Raw genomic sequence first — 16,216 nt, 5'->3', positions numbered from 1 at the left:
CCGGGAACCGCATGTTTATACTTGCGGGAGCGGGCGATGGACTTATCGAAAGACTGCCTGAAAAACCTCTGTTCCATGGCGATTGCCGGCGGCGCCTTCGCGCTTGGCGTGTCAGGACTCACTGTCGCCACCGGCGCGGTTGAGCTGCTGACAAGCAGCGGCAATCTGGCGCTCGACCTGCGCGCCGAACAGAAAAACGCGCTCGACGCGGCGGCAAAGAAAGTCACGAAGGCCATCGAGAAGGACTACGCCACCTGGCTTGACAGCGAAGTCGGCGCGGATTGGCAGACACAAGCCGATGTCGAAGCGGCGCTTGCCGGACTGGCGGATGCGATCCAGCGCGCCCGGCCCACAGTGCAGGACATGATCGACGTCGGCCACCGCGCTCTGCCCGACAAGAAGGATCCCAAGAAGCCGCATCTCGTTGGCATTCTGCTCGCAAGGCTGCCGGAGGACAGCCTCTACCGGACCAACGAGACCGCGGGCCAAGTCTTTTCAACACTGATCGCCAGTGTGCACGGCATCGCGCGGCAGGATGATACGCTGAAGCCGCTCTTCGACACCCTGTCTCAGGAGAAAGTGTTCGACGAGTTCGGCAAGGTTCATGACACGCTCGCCGAGCATGGCGAACTGCTTCATCAAATCCTCGCCGAGCAGAAGGCCGCGCGCGGCGTTTCCATCGACCCGGAAAATCTCAGGCCATTGTTCGAGGCAGTCGAACGCGAGCTTCCCGCCGCGGATTTCGAGGGTGCGATCCGCGAGGCGGTCGCCGAACTGACCGCAAGGGCGAACGATCCGGTGCCGCTGCTGAACGATCCGGAAGAAATCCGCGCCGCAATCCAACTGGCACGTCAGAAACTTACGCAGGCCGACGCCGACGGCGCGATCGAGCATCTGCGCCGCGCCCGCGCCGAACAGGCGGATCTCCGAGAAGCGAGAGCGCGCGGCGAAGCCCGGCTCGCAAGGGAAGAAGCCGAAATCCTGAAGACGGTGTTCCGCTATGACGAGGCACTCGCCGCCTACCGGCAGGCCGCCGAACTTGACCCCGACGACGCTGGGTCCCGGTTCGAGATCGGCGACATCGCCATGCATCGCGGCAATCTGGGCAAAGCGCTGGAGGCTTATCAACACGGAAAACAGGCCGCTGAAAGAACGGGAAACGAGCGCGATCTCTCCGTCAGTTACACCAAAATCGGCGATGTCGAGACCGCGCGGGGAGATCTGGATGCCGCCCGCAAGGCCTATCAGGACGGCCTGGAGATCGCCGAGCGGCTGGCGGCGGCCGACCCCGCCAACACGCAGTGGCAGCGCGACCTGTCCGTCAGTTACGACAGAATAGGCGATGTCGAGACCGCGCGGGGCGATCTGGATGCCGCCCGCAAGGCCTATCAAGCCGGCCTGGAGATCGCCGAGCGGCTGGCGGCGGCCGACCCCGCCAACACGCAGTGGCAGCGCGACCTGTCCGTCAGTTACAACAAAATCGGCGATGTCGAGACCGCACGGGGCGATCTGGATGCCGCCCGCAGGGCCTATCAGGACGGTTTGGAGATCGCAGAGCGGCTGACGGCAGCCGACCCCGCCAACACGCAGTGGCAGCGCGACCTGTCCGTCAGTTACAACAAAATCGGCGATGTCGAGACCGCGCGGGGCGATCTGGATGCCGCACTGAAGGCCTATCAAGCCGACCTGAAGATCGCCGAGCGGCTGGCGGCGGCCGACCCCGCCAACACCTTGTGGCAACGCGACCTGTCCGTCAGTTACAACAGAATAGGCGATGTCGAGACCGCGCGGGGCGATCTGGATGCCGCCCTAAGGGCCTATCAGGACAGCCAGAAGATCTTCGAGCGGCTGGCGGCGGCCGACCCCGCCAACACCGAGTGGCAGTGGGATCTGTTTGCGAGTTTCTGGCGGATGGCGAATATGGAGATCGAACCGGCGCGCAACCTGCGCCAAGGGCTGGCAATTCTTGAAAACCTGCACACGGACGGTCGGCTGCAGCCCGTCAGAGTCGAATGGATCGAGCGCACGCGGCAACGCCTCGAAACTCTGGAAGATGGCACCGGTGCGGAATAGCCAGCGGCGGCGCCTCGCCGCCGCCGAAGTCTCCTAAAGCTCTCTGACATCCACAAACCGCCCCGCGATTGCCGCGGCGGCGGCCATGGCCGGCGACACCAGATGGGTGCGGCCCTTGAAGCCCTGGCGGCCCTCGAAATTGCGGTTCGAGGTCGAGGCGCAGCGCTCCTCCGGCTTCAGCCGGTCCTCGTTCATCGCCAGGCACATCGAGCAGCCCGGCTCGCGCCATTCGAAACCGGCCTCGATGAACAGCTTGTCGAGCCCCTCGGCCTCGGCCTGTTCCTTGACCAGGCCCGAGCCCGGCACGATCATGGCGCTAACCCGCTCGGCCACCTTGTTGCCGCCGATAACGGCTGCGGCGGCGCGCAGGTCTTCGATGCGGCCATTGGTGCAGGAGCCGAGGAACACCCGGTCGATTGCGATGTCGGTCATCCTGGTGCCCGGCGTCAGCCCCATATAGTCGAGCGCCCGCCATTTGGAGGCGCGCTTGGTGGCGTCCTCGATGTCGTCGGGATTGGGCACCACGCCGGTGATCGACACCACGTCTTCCGGCGACGAACCCCAGGAGACGATCGGCGGAAGATTGGCCGCATCCAGCCGGACCACCTTGTCGAAATGCGCGCCCTCGTCGGTGTGCAGCGTCTTCCAGTAGGAAAGCGCCTGCTCGAAGGCAGCGCCCTTCGGCGCGCGCGGCTTGTCCTTGATATAGGCGAAGGTCGTCTCGTCGGGCGCGATCAGCCCGGCCCGCGCGCCGCCTTCGATGGTCATGTTGCACACCGTCATGCGGCCTTCCATCGAAAGCGCCCGGATCGCCTCGCCGGCGAACTCGATGACATGGCCGGTGCCGCCGGCCGTGCCGATCTCGCCGATGATCGCCAGGATGATGTCCTTGGCGGTCACGCCGTCGGGCAGCGCGCCGGAGACCTCGACCAGCATGTTCTTCGCCTTCTGCTGGATCAGCGTCTGGGTGGCGAGCACATGCTCGACCTCCGACGTGCCGATGCCGTGGGCGAGCGCCCCGAAGGCGCCATGCGTCGAGGTGTGGCTGTCGCCGCACACGATGGTCATGCCCGGCAGGGTGAAGCCCTGCTCCGGCCCGACGATGTGGACGATGCCCTGGCGGCGGTCGTTCTCGGAGTAATACTCAATGCCGAATTCGGCGGCGTTTTTGGCCAGCGCCTCGACCTGGATACGGCTTTCCTCGTTCTTGATGCCCTCGTGGCGGTCCGGCGTGGTCGGCACGTTGTGGTCGACGACGGCGAGCGTCTTTTCCGGCTGGCGCACGCTGCGGCGGGCCATGCGCAAGCCCTCGAAGGCCTGCGGGCTGGTGACCTCATGGACGAGGTGGCGGTCGATATAGATCAGGGAAGTGCCGTCGTCGCCGGCATCGACCAGATGGTCGTCCCAGATTTTGTCGTAAAGCGTGCGCGGTGCGGTCATCGCGGTCGGTCCCTGAATGTCGGTGATTGGCGGGCCTTATGGACTTGCGCCGCAAGCCGCGTCAAGCGGCGGCGATGCGGAACACGAAGGCGCAGACCAGAACCTCCGGCTCGTCGATGGCAAAGGCGCGGAACGGCGCGCTGCGCTCCACCAGCCGCCACAGCCCGGCATCTTCGATCGCGGCGAAGCGGCTGGCGAAGCCGCCGGCGGCAAGCACCGTGTCGCGCACCGTCAGGATGACATGGCCGCCGGGCCGTGTGATGCGCACGATTTCGTCCAGCGCAGATGCCGGCGCGTGGCCCTCGGTGAACACGCCGGTCGAAAACACCGCCGCGAAATGGCCGTCCGGCCAGGGCAGCGCGTCGCCGAGCTTTCCGGCCACCAGATTGCCATACGCGCCGCGGCCGCGCGCCACCGCCAGCATCTCGTCCGACATGTCGAGACCTTCGATGTCGCCATAGCCGAGTGCCGCCAGCGCCGGGCCGGACAGCCCGGTGCCGCAGCCGGCGTCGAGCAGCGGTCCGTCGCCCTGCGGCACATGCCGGGCGATCCAGCCGCCGACGAGAAACGGCAGGCAATAGCCCATCGCCGCGGTCTGCCGGTCGTAGCCGGCCGCCCATGCGCTGTAGGCATCGGCGAGTTCGCCGTCTGTCTTCGCGGCATAGACGCGTTCGAGCGGATCGTCTGACATGGTTTTCTCCCGGCGCGCTTCCCCTGCGCGCCCTGCGGTTTTTTCCCATTGTCGCCGCTTCGGTGGCTTTTTGGCAACAGCCGCGTGACGATGCGCCGGGACAGTTCGGCGATGACGCCGATTTTAATGGTTCGTTTCGCGTTTATGAGCTAACGGACGGACATGAGCAAAACGATCCTCTCCCGACGTAGCTTTCTGGCGACCGGCGGTGCGGCGGCAACCGTCGCGCTTGCCGGCTGCCAAACCACCGACGATAGCGGTTCCGCGGTCGCCGCGGCGCCGATCACCGATCCGAGCGACTCCGAATACGCGCTGATGTATGCGCAGGTAAGCGATGGCGGATTCACCATTCCGGCAGTGCCCTGGGAGCGCATCGACAGGCGCTTCCTGCGCCAGACCGTGCGCAACACCACCGGCGAAAAACCGGGCAAGCTGATCGTCGAGACGTCGCGGCATTTCCTCTACTTCACCATGCCGCGCGGCCGCGCCATGCGCTACGGCGTCGGCCTCGGCCGGGCCGGTTTCGAGTGGAGCGGCGCCGGCAATGTGCGCCGCAAGGCGGAGTGGCCGAAATGGCATCCGCCGGAGGAGATGATCGCCCGCGAGCCGGACCTGGCGAAATACAGCACCACCTATGATGCCGCGAACAATGTCTGGCTCGGCGGCATGGCGGGCGGCCCGAGCAATCCGCTCGGCGCACGCGCGCTCTACATCTACCAGGGCAATGTCGACACGCTCTACCGTCTGCACGGATCGCCGGAATGGGCGTCCATCGGCCGGTCCGTGTCGTCAGGCTGCGTGCGGCTGATCAACCAGGACGTGATCGACCTCTACCGGCGCGTGCCGGCAGGCACCGAGATCATCGTCCGCTAGAGCCGGCCCGGCCTCAGTAACGTTCGCCCAGCCGGCGCAGAAAGTAGTCGCGCTGGGCCGGCGGCACGTCCTCGATCGTCACCCGGCCATGGCGCAGCGCCTGCAAAAGCTGCCGCTCGCCATGCGCGTCGAGATAGAAGCGACGGTTGAGCTTCGGCGTCAGGTGTTTGTCGTAGATCCGTCCGCTGGCAATCGCGTCCAGACGACCGCCGGACCCGCTGGAAGCCATGGCCGGAACCGCAGCTGTGGCCATGGCGGCGGTGGCGAGAATTGCTGCAATCAACAGTGCTTTCATGGGAGCTTTCCTTTCGCTTGCAATGGCATATAGGAAGCGCCGGTGGCGATTTCATGAACCCGGACGCCGTTTCACCGCCATGTGATCGAATGGACCCGCAGGCCCGCGACCCGGCCGCCGCTCAGGGCTTCTCCTCGGCGCGCCGGAGCCGCAATTCCAGCCTTCTGAGTGCCAGCGACAGGCCGATGGTCAGGATCAGGTAGATATAGGCGACGATGGAGTAGGTCTCGAAATAGCGAAACGAGCCGGCAGCATAGACCTTGCCGACCTGCGCGATGTCGGCGACGCCGAGCACCGAGACCAGCGACGAATCCTTGACCATGGCGACGAAGTCGTTGCCGAGCGGCGGCAATATGGTGCGGATCGCCTGTGGGAACACGATCAGCCGGAACCGCTGCCACGCATTCAGCCCGAGCGCCTCGGCGGCCTCGATCTGGCCCTTGTCGACTGCCAGAATGCCGGCCCGAAACACCTCGGCAATGAACGCCGAATAACCGATCATCAGCGCCAGGATGGCCCGCCACATCAGCGAGATGTCGCGCACCAGCACTTCGTCCATCAGACCGGCGGCCTGCAACGGCGCGGTGACCGCATTGATCAGCCAGACCAGCGCCGGCGCGCCGACAAAAGCGATGTAGAACAGAAGGACGAGGATCGGCACGCCGCGGATGACCTCGACATAGAAACGCGCGATCTGGCGCAACGCCAACGATCCCGACAGGCCCATCATCGCGACGGTCAGGCCGACGAGGCTGGCGAGCGCAAATCCGACCAATGTGACGAAAACCGTGATTTCGACGCCGCGTGAAATGGCGTTGAACACCTTGGAATAAAGGTCGTTGGTGAAGATCACATAGCTGAGCACCGCGCCGATCGCGACGATTGCCACCAGCCAGTAGGGGAAATCGGTTTCGCTGTCGCCGTCAGTGCGCACTGCCGGCCTCCGCCGAACGGTCGCGGACAAAGAGCTGCTCGCGCACGCCGCCGCTCCACTGGTCGACATCGCTTTCCGACGCCAGTTCGAACCCGTGCTTTTCGTAGAGCCGGCGGGCCGGATCGAGCCCGGCAAAGGTGGTCAGCCACATCCGGTGGTGGCCGCGCCGGTCGGCAAATCGCATGGTTTCGTCCATCAGCCTGCCGCCCAGCCCGGTGCCGCGCGCAGCAATTCCGACGATGAACCAGCGCAGATGCGCGCCCATTTCGCCGCCGCCGGTCGCATCGAGCGTGATCGATCCGACGAGATCACCATCGCGCCAGGCGGTCAGGAACAGATCGTCTTCGCTATCCATGCGCGCGACGAACTCGCCCATTTCACGGGCGAGCTTGGTTTCGAATTCAGCGCCGAAGCCCCATTCGGCGGCGTAGTAATCCATGTGAAGCGCAATCGTGCCGGCAAGCGAACCGGGCCGGTAGCCCGCAAGTTCGATGTCCGCCATCGGCGGCTATTGGCCGAACTTGTAGTCGAGGAACCACTTCTTGTTGAGTGCGTCGATGGTTCCGTCGGCTTTCAGCGCGGCGATCGCCGCATTGATTGGTTCGACGAGGTCGGAGCCCTTCGGGAAGATGAAGCCGAAATCCTCGGTGCCGAGCGGATCGCCGACGAGCTTCAATGCACCGTCGGAGGCGGAGACATAGCCCTGGCCGGCGGTGCCGTCGGTCAGCACCAGATCGACATCGCCGGTCGTGAGCGCCTGCACGCTGGCGCCGAAGGTCTCGAACAGCTTGATGCGCGGATTGGCTTCATTGCCGTCGAGCACGTCATAAACGGCGACATAGAACGGCGTCGTGCCGGCCTGCGCACCGACCAGACCGTCTTCGAAGGCGGCAAACGACGCGGCGTCGGAAAAGCGGTCTTCATCGCCGCGCACCAGCATGAACATTTCCGAGCGCATATAGGCGTCGGAGAAATCGACCTTCTCCTTGCGCTCTTCCTTGATGGTGATGCCGGTCATGCCGACATCGTACTGGCCGTCGGACACCGCCTGGATCATCGCGTCCCAGGAGATGTTCTGGTATTCCACCGTCATGTTGAGCCGCTCGGCAATCGCCGTGACGGCGTCATATTCCCAGCCGATCTGGTCACCGGTATTCGGGTCGATGAATTGCAGCGGCGGATAGGCGTTCTCGGTCACGAAAACGACCGTGCGACCGCCGAGATCGGGCACGTCCGCCGCCATCGCGACAGCAGGTGCGATCATCATTGCGGCGCAGGCGCCGAGAACTGTGCGTCGGGAAATCATCGGGTGCCTCCTTGTTTTCCGGTAACGGCCGGACATGGACCGACAGTGGCAGGAAACCGGGGCCGCGATCAAGTGCAGCGCACAAACAAAAAGGCGGGCCGCTGGGCCCGCCTTTCGATCCAGCAATCGCAGGAAAATGCGCTTATGCGTTGTCTGCCGGTGCTTCGGCTGCCGCGGCTTCCGCAGCCTTTGCGGCTTCGGCTGCTTCCTCGGCGGCCTTTTCGGCTGCCAGCGCCTCGGCGGCGGCGATCTTCTCGGCCTCGATGCGCGCCTTTTCCTCGGCGAGCTTCTGGCGCTCGGCATCGTTCAGCTTGCGCGAACGGGCATTGGTGTTCTCGGTGATGCGGGCTTTCTTGCCGGTCAGGCCGCGCATGTAATACAGCTTGGCGCGGCGCACCTTGCCGCGGCGGACGACATCGACGGCCTCGACCAGCGGCGAATAGAGCGGAAACACACGCTCGACGCCTTCGCCATAGGAAATCTTGCGTACCGTGAAGCTCTCGTTGAAGCCGGCACCGCCACGCGCGATGCACACACCTTCATAAGCCTGCAGACGGGTGCGCTTGCCTTCCGTCACGCGGACCTGAACGCGGACCGTGTCGCCAGGGGAGAACTGCGGGAACTTGCGCTTTTCGAGAATGCGTGCGGCCTCTTCGGCCTCAAGCTGGCGGATGATATCCGTCATGGTTCTTTCCTCTTGTTCTTTTGAACCGCCAGAGCGCTCTGCAAGGGCCGAAAGTCGACTGACCGTCATGCCTGGCCTTGCGGCCGGAGCGTATTCACGTGCTCGTAATTGCTGTTGAGTAGGGCTCTTCGGCCCGAATTCCGCGCGTCCATACAGGAGAATACGGCGTTTGTCACGCCCCCTCCCCGCGATCGGTTCGCGCAAGCAGATCGGGCCTTCGCTCCCGCGTCAGCTTTTCCGCCTTCTCGCGCCGCCACGCCTCGATTTTCGCGTGATTGCCGGATGTCAGCACGTCGGGTATCGCACGCCCTTCCCACTCCGGCGGGCGCGTGTAGTGCGGATGTTCGAGCAAGCCGTCCTCAAAGCTCTCGCTGTCGCCCGAGGTGGCGTTGCCCATCACGCCCGGTAAGAGCCGGATCACCGCGTCGAGCAGCACTTGGGCGGCCACCTCGCCGCCGGACAGCACATAATCGCCGATCGACACCTCCTCGAGATCGCGCGCCTCGATCACCCGCTGGTCGACGCCCTCGAAGCGGCCGCAGACGATGACCGCGCCCGGCCCGGCGGCAAGATCGCGCACGCGATCCTGGGTCAACGGCCCGCCGCGCGGGCTCATCAGCAGGCGCGGGCGCGGATCGTCCGGTCCGGCGCTGGCGTCGAGCGCGGCAGCAACGATATCGGCGCGCATCACCATGCCGGCGCCGCCGCCGGCCGGCGTATCGTCGACGCTGCGGTGCTTGTCGGTAGCGAAATCGCGGATCTGTACGGTCTGAAGCGTCCAGTCGCCGCGCGCATGCGCCTTGCCGGCCAGCGCCTGTCCGAGCGTGCCGGGAAACATGTCCGGATAGAGCGTCAGGACGGTCGCGTCGAAGCTCATTCGTCGTCCGCCTCGTCGCCGCGCGCCTCGATCTCGCCGGGAGGCACCAGTGTCAGGGTGCCGGCGTCGAAATCGATGGCGGGCACGGTCGTCCGCGAAAAGGCGACGAGAAAGGCCCGCTTGCGCGCGAACCCGCCGCCCGGCGTAACCGGAGCGATTTCCAGCAGGTCGCCGGCGCCGTAATTCGGCACCGCGATCACCTTGCCGATTGCTTCGCCCGCCTCGTCGACGGCTGCTAGTCCGACCAGATCGGCAACGAAGAACTCGTCCTCGTCCAACTCGTCGTCGGGCAACTGGCTGCGGTCGACAAAAAGCTCCACGCCGTTCAGCGCCTCGGCGGCGCGGCGGTCCTTGACCTGTTCGAAGCTGACGATCACGACGTTCTTCGACGGCCTGATTTCGGTGATGTCGAAGGGATTGCCACCCTCGTCATACAGCGTGCCATAATCGCCGAGCGCCAGCGGATCGCCGGTATAGGTTTTCACCCGCAAGGCGCCGCGCACGCCATTCGGCGCGCCGATCACGGCCATCAGGACGGGTGACACGGATTTCGTCATGCTTGTCATGCTCCTCAAGGCGGCGTTGAAAGCACCCTTTTTCGCGCCGGGCAAGGGGCGCGTCGCCCGAGTTCGTGCTATCGTGGCGGAGACAAGCGCCCGGTAACCTTTGACGATGACAATGTCGCCATGCCGAAAACCGCCCCCCCGCCGATCAATGCCAAGCCCGATCTCGCCGCCGCCCGGACCGCATGGCTGGAGGTGCTGACGGGCGAGCGGCGGCTGGCGCCGAAGACGGTGGAAGCCTATGAACGCGACACGCGGCAATTCCTGGCCTTTCTGGCCGACCATCTCGGCGGCGCACCGGGCGTCCCCGACATCGCCAAATTGCGCACCGCCGACTATCGCGCCTTCCTGACCCGCCGGCGCGCTGGCGGCGCGGGCGCCCGCACCCTCGGCCGCGGCCTTGCCGGCATCCGCTCCTTCGTGCGGCATCTGGAGAGAAGCGGCATGGCCAATGGCGCAGCCGTTACGGCGATGCGCGCACCGCGCCAGCCGAAATCGCTGCCCAAGCCGCTGACCGCCGAAGACGCCCGCCGGGTCGTCGAAGCCGGCAACCAGATGAAGGACGAACCGTGGATCGCGGCGCGCAACGCCGCCGTGCTGACCCTGCTTTACGGATGCGGCCTGCGCATCGGCGAAGCGCTGGCGCTCACCGGCGACACGCTCGACGACCCAAGCCAAAAATCGATGATCGTGACCGGCAAGGGCGGCAAGAGCCGCATGGTGCCGCTGTTGCCGGTGGCGCTCGAGGCGGTCGCGACCTATCGCAAGCTTTGCCCTTACTTCCTGGAGGTGGGCGAGCCGCTGTTTCGCGGCGCGCGCGGCGGCGCGTTGCAGGCGGGTGTCCTGCAACGCGACATGCGCCAGCTCCGCTCGGCGCTCGGCCTGCCGGACACGGCAACCCCGCATGCGCTCAGGCACTCTTTCGCCACCCATCTGCTGGGCAATGGCGGCGATTTGCGCGCCATCCAGGAGCTGCTTGGCCATGCCAGCCTGTCGACCACGCAGATCTATACCGGCGTCGATGCGGCTCGGCTGCTCGATGTCTATCGAAAGGCCCATCCGCGCGCATGAATAACGGGCATTTCGTCGGTGGCCTTAACCAAATCGTCGCCGTTTTCAGATAAATTCCGACGCCATGAACGGACATCTCGCGCTTGCCGACCGCCTCTCCGGCGCCGCCCTTGCGGCCATCGGAACCATCAACGCGTTTTTCGCGCTCAGCTTCCTGACGATCCTGGCGATCGCCGCCCAATCGCTGCCGGCGCATTCGGCCGGCGCCTGCGACGGCGAAAACATCATCGCCGAACTGGAACGATCCGACCCGGCCGCACTGGCGGCATTGCAGGCCGAGGCCGCGGCCACGCCGAACGGCAAGACGATTTTTTATCGCGTCGAGAACGCAGCCGGCGACCCTTCGTGGCTGTTCGGAACCATCCATATGACCGATCCGCGCGTGCTCAACTTGCCGGACCCGGTGCGCAGCGCCTTCGAGGCCGCCGAAGTCGTCGCTATCGAAACCACCGATATTCTCGATCCGGACAAGACCGCTGAGGCGATGTTCTCGCGCCCCGAACTGACGATGTTCACCGATGGCACGCGGATTTCCGACTTCCTGACCGAAACCGAACGCGAAATGGTCAAGCAGGGGCTGGCCGACCGGGGTATCCAGATGCCGCTGGTCGAGCGCATGAAACCCTGGCTGCTGGTCGCCATGGTTGCGCTGCCGGAATGCGAAATGGAGCGCAAGAACGCCGGGGGCGAGATCCTCGATGCCGATCTGGCGCGTGAGGCGCAGGAAGCCGGCAAGGAGTTGATCGGCCTGGAAACCATGGTCGAACAGCTCGACGCGATGGCCTCGCTGCCGCTCGACTTTCATGTTCGCGGACTGGTCGACACCATCGCGCTCGGCGACCGCATGGCCGATGTCAACGAAACGATGATCGAACTCTACGAAGACGGCCAGATCGGCATGATCTTCCCGATGCTGCGCCACGTTTCCGAGCAGACCGGCCTCGACGGCGGCCTGGAGACGCACATGGCCGAGTTCGAGGAAAAGCTGATCAACATCCGCAACGACAATATGCTCGAACGCTCGCGCGCGCTGATCGACAAAGGCAATGCCTTCATTGCCGTCGGTGCGCTGCATCTGCCCGGCGAGAAGGGCCTGGTCAGCCTGTTTACCGAGGCGGGCTACAAGGTGACTGCCGGCAACTGAACCCGGCGCGGTCCGCGCCCACCGCGCGAAATCGTGATCGACCGCACTCTTGGCGCGAAACCGGCTTGCCGTTACACTCATCTCGCCCGCAATCCGGGCAACGGAAGGAGCAGCGCATGTCTTGCAGAATGTCTTGCAAAGCACTGGGCCTTGGTCTTGCGGCCGTCTTCGTCGCCGGCAGCGCAATGGCCTGTCCGATGCACGACACGGTCGCGCAGAAACAGACGCCCGTCGACTATTCCAAGCTTGAGCTTCAGGAAGTGGCCAGCGTGCCGGTCGACGCGTGGCTGATCAAATATCTGGACGCTTGGGAAAAAGCCTGATCGTCCGCTGACCTCCATCAGCGAAGAACCCCGGTGTTTCGCGTGAAACACCGGGGTTCTTGCTTGTTATGATCACATGTGGATCGGCTTGCCGAAGGCGGTCGCAAGTGCGGCTTCGCGCACCGCTTCCGACATGGTCGGATGGGCATGGCAGGTGCGCGCCAGATCCTCCGACGAACCGCCGAATTCCATCAGCACCGCCGCCTCGTGGATCATCTCGCCGGCGCCGCGCCCGACGATATGCACGCCGAGTACCTTGTCGGTCGTCTTGTCGGCGAGGATCTTGACGAAGCCGTCGGTGGCCAGCATGGCGCGCGCCCGGCCATTGGCCGAGAACGGGAACTTGCCGGCGGTATAAGCGACGCCCGCCGCCTTCAGCTCTTCCTCGGTCTTGCCGACCGAGGCGACTTCCGGCTCGGTGTAGACGACGCCCGGAATGACGTCGTAGTTCACATGGCCATGTTGGCCGGCAAGGATCTCGGCGACCGCCGCACCCTCGTCCTCGGCCTTGTGGGCCAGCATCGGCCCGGCAATCACATCGCCGATGGCATAGATCCCGGTGACAGACGTCTGCCAGTGCTCGTTGATTTCGACGCGGCCGGCCTTGTCGAGGACGACGCCGGCATTCTCCAGTCCGAGCCCTTCGGTGTAGGGCCTGCGGCCGGTCGCAACCAACACGATATCGGCGGCGACCGTTTCGGCATCGCCGCCCTTGACCGGCTCGAAGGTCACCTCGGCGCCTTTGCCTTTCTTGGCGACGCCGGTCACCTTGCTGCCGAGCTTGAATGTCATACCCTGCTTTTCCAGCATGCGCTTGAATTGCCGGGCGACGTCGCCATCCATGCCGCCGAGGATCGTGTCGAGATATTCGACCACGGTGACCTCGGCGCCGAGCCGCCGCCACACCGAACCGAGTTCGAGCCCGATCACGCCGCCGCCGACGACCACCAGATGGCCGGGAACCCTGGCGAGATCGAGCGCACCCGTCGACGAAACGATCACCTTCTCGTCGAATTCGACCTCGACGCCCGGAATGCCGGCAACATCCGAACCTGTGGCGATAACGATATACTTCGCCTCGACATCCTGCGCCTTGCCGTCGTCGCCGGTGACCGTCAGCTTGCCCTCGCCGACTACCGTGCCGGTGCCGGTCAGCACGTCGACCTTGTTCTTCTTCATCAGGAAGGCGACGCCGTCGACATTCGACTTCACGGTGGCGTCCTTGTGCGCCATCATCGCCTTCAAATCGAGCTTCGGCTTGCCGGTCTGGACGCCGAGCGTCGCCAAATCGTGCTCGGCGGTATGAAACATCTCGGAAGCATGCAGCAGCGCCTTGGAGGGAATACAGCCGATATTCAGGCAGGTTCCGCCAAGCGTGGGGCGCTTCTCCACGATCGCTGTCTTCAGGCCCAGCTGTGCACAGCGGATCGCGCAAACATATCCGCCAGGCCCCGAACCGATCACGACGACATCATACTTGCTCATGGGAGTTCCCGACTTCTTTCTGGTTGGATGGATCTGGAATGGTGTCTGCACCGACCAGCAGGTTTTCCGGCCTGCCGCCGATCGCCGCAAGCGATATGACGAGGACTATCACACCTTCGACAAGCAATGATACGCCGATGCCGAAGATCGTCGAGATGCCGACCAGGTCGTGCTGCAGTTCGATATCGGCAGTCGGGCTGCGGCGGTAGACAACGGCGCTGTTGTCGCCTGCGCTAGCGGCAAGATGCACATCGACAAAGGCGCGGCTGACGCCGATCGGACGGACCAGGTTGTCCTGCGCGTTGACGAACTGGAATCCCGGCTCCTCGTGCACGAACACGTTGAGGTCACGCGGGCCGGCATTGATCAGCGCCACCCGCCGCGACCCTTGTTGGAAGCGGTCTTCCACGCCCTCCAGCGTGACGGCGACAAGCGCGGCATTGGCGGTCGGGTAGTCCGGCCTGCGATAGACGAGCTTGAGATCGCCGCCATCGCCCTCCTGCATCGACATGAAGGGGGCGTTACGGCTGGAGATCGGCGGCAAGCCGGCGAATTCCTGCTCGAAACGGTGTTGCGCGAAGCCGCCCGAAACGGTCAGCGACACGTAATCGCAGGTGTCGGGCAGGCCGCGCCCCAGGCCGACGCCGGGCGGACGGGCTTCCGGCAGTTTCAGCACCGCCACCGTGTCGCCGCCGCCGAGCATCGGAAACCGGTTCGGCCCGCCGAGGAAATCGACCAGCAGCCGATAGCGGCTTGTCCGTCCGCCGTCCTCGGGGATCACATAGACCGACGGCGTGCCGCAATCGCCCCTGATTTCATCGACCGCAAACACCAGTTGCGCTCCTTCATTGACGCTGAGCAGCGCGTCGATGCGCATTCGCGCGCCGACCGCGATCACGGCGCCGGCGACGATCAGCACGACGAGGATCGCCGTGGTGCGGTTGAATTTGCCAAGCGTGCCACGCACCCAGCGCCTCGATGAACTGATCGCGACAATGGCCATGACCGCGCCTAGAGCCCTCCGGTCACATCAAGAATGGCGCCGGTCGAATAGGACGCTTCGTCCGACAGAAGATAGTGAATGGCATGCGCAACCTCGAGCGCGCTGCCCTCGCGCTTTATCGGGATCGCGTCCCGCATTTGCGCGGCCCGGCCGGGATTGCCGCCGGACGCGTGAATATCGGTATCTATGATCCCGGGCCGAACCCCGTTGACGCGAATGCCCTCGGCCGCCACCTCGCGCGCCAGCCCGACGGTCATGGTATCGATCGCGCCCTTGGTGGCGGCATAGTCGACATATTGCCCAGATCCGCCCCGCAGGGCGGCAGCAGACGAAACGTTGACGATTGTGCCGCCGTCGCCGCCATGTCGCAAGGACATGCACTTCACCGCTTCGCGGGCGCACAGAAACGTACCGGTGATGTTGATCGCAAACATTCGCGTTAGCCGCTCCAGGCTCATTTCGTCGACCCGCGCTGGAATATTGACGACACCCGCATTGTTGACCAGCCCGTCGAGCCGGCCCCAGCTTTCGTCAACCGCCGCGAACATCGAAACGGTCTCGTCTTCGCGCGCGATGTCGGCGCGGATTGGGAAGGCTTCGCTGCCTGCCGCCTCGACTTGCGCGACAACGTCGCTCGCAGCCCTTTCGTCATTTGCGTAGTTGACGGCGACGCGCCAGCCGCGCTTTCCCGCCTCGACCGCCGTCGCCGCGCCGATGCCGCGCGAGCCGCCGGTCACGAGCAAGGTTTTGCCGGCCGCGCTCATCCCGGCCATCCGGAAAGATCGGGGACTTTTGCCGGCTCGTGCATCGCCCGTCCCTAACGTTCGGCCAGCGCCAGACGGACGCCGAAGGCAGCAAATGTCGCGGCGACCGACCGGCGCATCCAGGCCATCGCCCGCTCGCTTTTCAGGAGCCGCTGGCCGACCAGCCCGGCGAACTGTCCGTAGACCACGAACACGGCGAAGGTCATCGCCATGAAGACCGCGCCCATTGTCAGCATTGCAATGACCGGACTGGGGGTCGAAGGCGAAACGAATTGCGGCAGGAACGCCATGAAGAACACGGTCAGTTTAGGGTTGAGCACATTGATCAACGCCGCGGTGACCGCAATACCGAGCCAGGACTTGCCGTCATCGGTGTCCGGCTTGAGGTTGAGCGGCCCGGCCGACTGCAGCGTCTGCCAGGCGAGGTAGAGGAGATAGGCCACGCCGGCGATCTTGAGCGCCTGGAACACCAATGCGCTGGTGTGCAGCAGCGCCGACAGGCCCAGCACCGAGGCGATGACGGACGGCAGGATCCCGAAGGTGCAGCCGACGGCGGCAGCGATGCTGGCGCGCCGGCCTTTCCCCAATCCTATGGCCAGCGTGTAGAGCACGCCGGTCCCCGGTATCAGCACCACGATCAATGCCGTGATCATGAACTCCAAACTCATGGCCGGCCTCCTGCGCCGGAC

At 65.0% G+C, this 16,216-nt stretch carries 18 protein-coding genes; 5 read left to right on the top strand and 13 right to left on the bottom strand.

The genetic code is table 11. From position 1 onward, the window contains the following. Positions 1 to 36: 36 nt before the first annotated feature. On the top strand, positions 37 to 2,073 hold the full coding sequence (locus tag ACO06R_RS03875) for a tetratricopeptide repeat protein (RefSeq protein WP_421856298.1): 2,037 nt from the start codon (positions 37 to 39) through the stop codon (positions 2,071 to 2,073). A 33-nt stretch (positions 2,074 to 2,106) separates the two neighbouring features. Here the strand turns inward: ACO06R_RS03875 and leuC are convergent, their stop codons facing one another. Continuing rightward, positions 2,107 to 3,513: a 3-isopropylmalate dehydratase large subunit gene (leuC, locus tag ACO06R_RS03870; RefSeq protein ID WP_421856295.1), complete on the bottom strand. Its 1,407-nt coding sequence runs from the start codon at positions 3,511 to 3,513 to the stop codon at positions 2,107 to 2,109. A 61-nt stretch (positions 3,514 to 3,574) separates the two neighbouring features. Then, positions 3,575 to 4,204 carry a class I SAM-dependent DNA methyltransferase gene (locus tag ACO06R_RS03865; protein ID WP_421856292.1) on the bottom strand — a complete coding sequence of 210 codons (630 nt, stop codon included), beginning with the start codon at positions 4,202 to 4,204 and terminating at the stop codon, positions 3,575 to 3,577. Between the two features lie 162 nt (positions 4,205 to 4,366). Between ACO06R_RS03865 and ACO06R_RS03860 the strand changes: the two genes are divergently transcribed. Beyond that, the gene (locus tag ACO06R_RS03860) at positions 4,367 to 5,077 is read left to right on the top strand and encodes a L,D-transpeptidase (RefSeq protein ID WP_421856289.1); all 711 of its coding nucleotides are present in this window, start codon (positions 4,367 to 4,369) and stop codon (positions 5,075 to 5,077) included. 13 nt (positions 5,078 to 5,090) lie between these two features. Here ACO06R_RS03860 and ACO06R_RS03855 read toward each other — a convergent pair whose 3' ends face one another. The 7 genes from ACO06R_RS03855 to rimM form a co-directional block, all read right to left on the bottom strand. Further along, a complete protein-coding gene (locus ACO06R_RS03855) occupies positions 5,091 to 5,372 on the bottom strand; it encodes a hypothetical protein (protein ID WP_421856286.1) in 282 nt (93 codons plus the stop codon). Between the two features lie 121 nt (positions 5,373 to 5,493). Next, on the bottom strand, positions 5,494 to 6,306 hold the full coding sequence (locus ACO06R_RS03850; RefSeq protein WP_421856283.1) for an amino acid ABC transporter permease: 813 nt from the start codon (positions 6,304 to 6,306) through the stop codon (positions 5,494 to 5,496). Beyond that, positions 6,296 to 6,808 carry a GNAT family N-acetyltransferase gene (locus ACO06R_RS03845; protein WP_421856280.1) on the bottom strand — a complete coding sequence of 171 codons (513 nt, stop codon included), beginning with the start codon at positions 6,806 to 6,808 and terminating at the stop codon, positions 6,296 to 6,298. The genes ACO06R_RS03850 and ACO06R_RS03845 overlap by 11 nt, the downstream gene beginning before the upstream one ends. A gap of 6 nt (positions 6,809 to 6,814) precedes the next feature. Next, positions 6,815 to 7,612, bottom strand: coding sequence for a transporter substrate-binding domain-containing protein (locus ACO06R_RS03840; protein WP_421856277.1), 798 nt, complete (start codon positions 7,610 to 7,612; stop codon positions 6,815 to 6,817). Positions 7,613 to 7,754: 142 nt separating this feature from the next. Next, positions 7,755 to 8,297, bottom strand: coding sequence for a 50S ribosomal protein L19 (rplS, locus tag ACO06R_RS03835; protein ID WP_421856274.1), 543 nt, complete (start codon positions 8,295 to 8,297; stop codon positions 7,755 to 7,757). Between the two features lie 172 nt (positions 8,298 to 8,469). Further along, positions 8,470 to 9,174, bottom strand: coding sequence for a tRNA (guanosine(37)-N1)-methyltransferase TrmD (gene trmD / locus ACO06R_RS03830; protein ID WP_421856271.1), 705 nt, complete (start codon positions 9,172 to 9,174; stop codon positions 8,470 to 8,472). Further along, on the bottom strand, positions 9,171 to 9,731 hold the full coding sequence (gene rimM, locus ACO06R_RS03825; protein ID WP_421856268.1) for a ribosome maturation factor RimM: 561 nt from the start codon (positions 9,729 to 9,731) through the stop codon (positions 9,171 to 9,173). The genes trmD and rimM overlap by 4 nt, the downstream gene beginning before the upstream one ends. A gap of 129 nt (positions 9,732 to 9,860) precedes the next feature. On the opposite strand from rimM, the gene ACO06R_RS03820 reads away from it, so the two are divergent. The 3 genes from ACO06R_RS03820 (at position 9,861) to ACO06R_RS03810 (ending at position 12,275) form a co-directional block, all read left to right on the top strand. Next, positions 9,861 to 10,808 carry a tyrosine recombinase XerC gene (locus tag ACO06R_RS03820; RefSeq protein WP_421856265.1) on the top strand — a complete coding sequence of 316 codons (948 nt, stop codon included), beginning with the start codon at positions 9,861 to 9,863 and terminating at the stop codon, positions 10,806 to 10,808. Between the two features lie 64 nt (positions 10,809 to 10,872). Then, positions 10,873 to 11,952 carry a TraB/GumN family protein gene (locus tag ACO06R_RS03815; RefSeq protein WP_421856262.1) on the top strand — a complete coding sequence of 360 codons (1,080 nt, stop codon included), beginning with the start codon at positions 10,873 to 10,875 and terminating at the stop codon, positions 11,950 to 11,952. Positions 11,953 to 12,068: 116 nt separating this feature from the next. Beyond that, a complete protein-coding gene (locus tag ACO06R_RS03810) occupies positions 12,069 to 12,275 on the top strand; it encodes a hypothetical protein (RefSeq protein ID WP_421856260.1) in 207 nt (68 codons plus the stop codon). A 72-nt stretch (positions 12,276 to 12,347) separates the two neighbouring features. Here the strand turns inward: ACO06R_RS03810 and lpdA are convergent, their stop codons facing one another. Genes lpdA through ACO06R_RS03790 form a run of 4 tightly spaced genes read right to left on the bottom strand, consistent with a single transcriptional unit; the run spans position 12,348 to position 16,195 of the window. After that, a complete protein-coding gene (gene lpdA, locus ACO06R_RS03805) occupies positions 12,348 to 13,760 on the bottom strand; it encodes a dihydrolipoyl dehydrogenase (RefSeq protein ID WP_421856257.1) in 1,413 nt (470 codons plus the stop codon). Further along, the gene (locus ACO06R_RS03800) at positions 13,747 to 14,763 is read right to left on the bottom strand and encodes a hypothetical protein (RefSeq protein WP_421856254.1); all 1,017 of its coding nucleotides are present in this window, start codon (positions 14,761 to 14,763) and stop codon (positions 13,747 to 13,749) included. Before ACO06R_RS03800 ends, lpdA begins: the two co-directional genes overlap by 14 nt. Positions 14,764 to 14,771: 8 nt before the next feature. Then, entirely contained in the window at positions 14,772 to 15,527 is a 756-nt protein-coding gene (locus ACO06R_RS03795) for an SDR family oxidoreductase (protein WP_421856251.1), read from the bottom strand. A gap of 53 nt (positions 15,528 to 15,580) precedes the next feature. Further along, positions 15,581 to 16,195 (bottom strand): LysE family translocator, encoded by a 615-nt coding sequence (locus ACO06R_RS03790; protein WP_421856248.1) that lies wholly within the window; start codon positions 16,193 to 16,195, stop codon positions 15,581 to 15,583. Between the last annotated feature and the right edge of the window lie 21 nt (positions 16,196 to 16,216).

The organism is Oricola sp., assembly GCF_965230365.1.
GTDB lineage: Bacteria > Pseudomonadota > Alphaproteobacteria > Rhizobiales > Rhizobiaceae > Oricola.
This window is presented reverse-complemented; position numbering and strand designations above follow the sequence as displayed.

Bases quoted from the DNA above. Each gene is read 5' to 3' on its own strand.
- leuC (WP_421856295.1), bottom strand. From the start codon at position 3,513: ATGACCGCACCGCGCACGCTTTACGACAAAATCTGGGACGACCATCTG.
- ACO06R_RS03865 (WP_421856292.1), bottom strand. From the start codon at position 4,204: ATGTCAGACGATCCGCTCGAACGCGTCTATGCCGCGAAGACAGACGGC.
- trmD (WP_421856271.1), bottom strand. From the start codon at position 9,174: ATGAGCTTCGACGCGACCGTCCTGACGCTCTATCCGGACATGTTTCCC.
- ACO06R_RS03790 (WP_421856248.1), bottom strand. From the start codon at position 16,195: ATGAGTTTGGAGTTCATGATCACGGCATTGATCGTGGTGCTGATACCG.
- lpdA (WP_421856257.1), bottom strand. From the start codon at position 13,760: ATGAGCAAGTATGATGTCGTCGTGATCGGTTCGGGGCCTGGCGGATAT.
- ACO06R_RS03840 (WP_421856277.1), bottom strand. From the start codon at position 7,612: ATGATTTCCCGACGCACAGTTCTCGGCGCCTGCGCCGCAATGATGATC.
- ACO06R_RS03815 (WP_421856262.1), top strand. From the start codon at position 10,873: ATGAACGGACATCTCGCGCTTGCCGACCGCCTCTCCGGCGCCGCCCTT.
- ACO06R_RS03800 (WP_421856254.1), bottom strand. From the start codon at position 14,763: ATGGCCATTGTCGCGATCAGTTCATCGAGGCGCTGGGTGCGTGGCACG.
- ACO06R_RS03875 (WP_421856298.1), top strand. From the start codon at position 37: ATGGACTTATCGAAAGACTGCCTGAAAAACCTCTGTTCCATGGCGATT.
- ACO06R_RS03820 (WP_421856265.1), top strand. From the start codon at position 9,861: ATGCCGAAAACCGCCCCCCCGCCGATCAATGCCAAGCCCGATCTCGCC.
- ACO06R_RS03860 (WP_421856289.1), top strand. From the start codon at position 4,367: ATGAGCAAAACGATCCTCTCCCGACGTAGCTTTCTGGCGACCGGCGGT.
- rimM (WP_421856268.1), bottom strand. From the start codon at position 9,731: ATGACGAAATCCGTGTCACCCGTCCTGATGGCCGTGATCGGCGCGCCG.
- ACO06R_RS03810 (WP_421856260.1), top strand. From the start codon at position 12,069: ATGTCTTGCAGAATGTCTTGCAAAGCACTGGGCCTTGGTCTTGCGGCC.
- ACO06R_RS03845 (WP_421856280.1), bottom strand. From the start codon at position 6,808: ATGGCGGACATCGAACTTGCGGGCTACCGGCCCGGTTCGCTTGCCGGC.
- ACO06R_RS03855 (WP_421856286.1), bottom strand. From the start codon at position 5,372: ATGAAAGCACTGTTGATTGCAGCAATTCTCGCCACCGCCGCCATGGCC.
- ACO06R_RS03795 (WP_421856251.1), bottom strand. From the start codon at position 15,527: ATGAGCGCGGCCGGCAAAACCTTGCTCGTGACCGGCGGCTCGCGCGGC.
- rplS (WP_421856274.1), bottom strand. From the start codon at position 8,297: ATGACGGATATCATCCGCCAGCTTGAGGCCGAAGAGGCCGCACGCATT.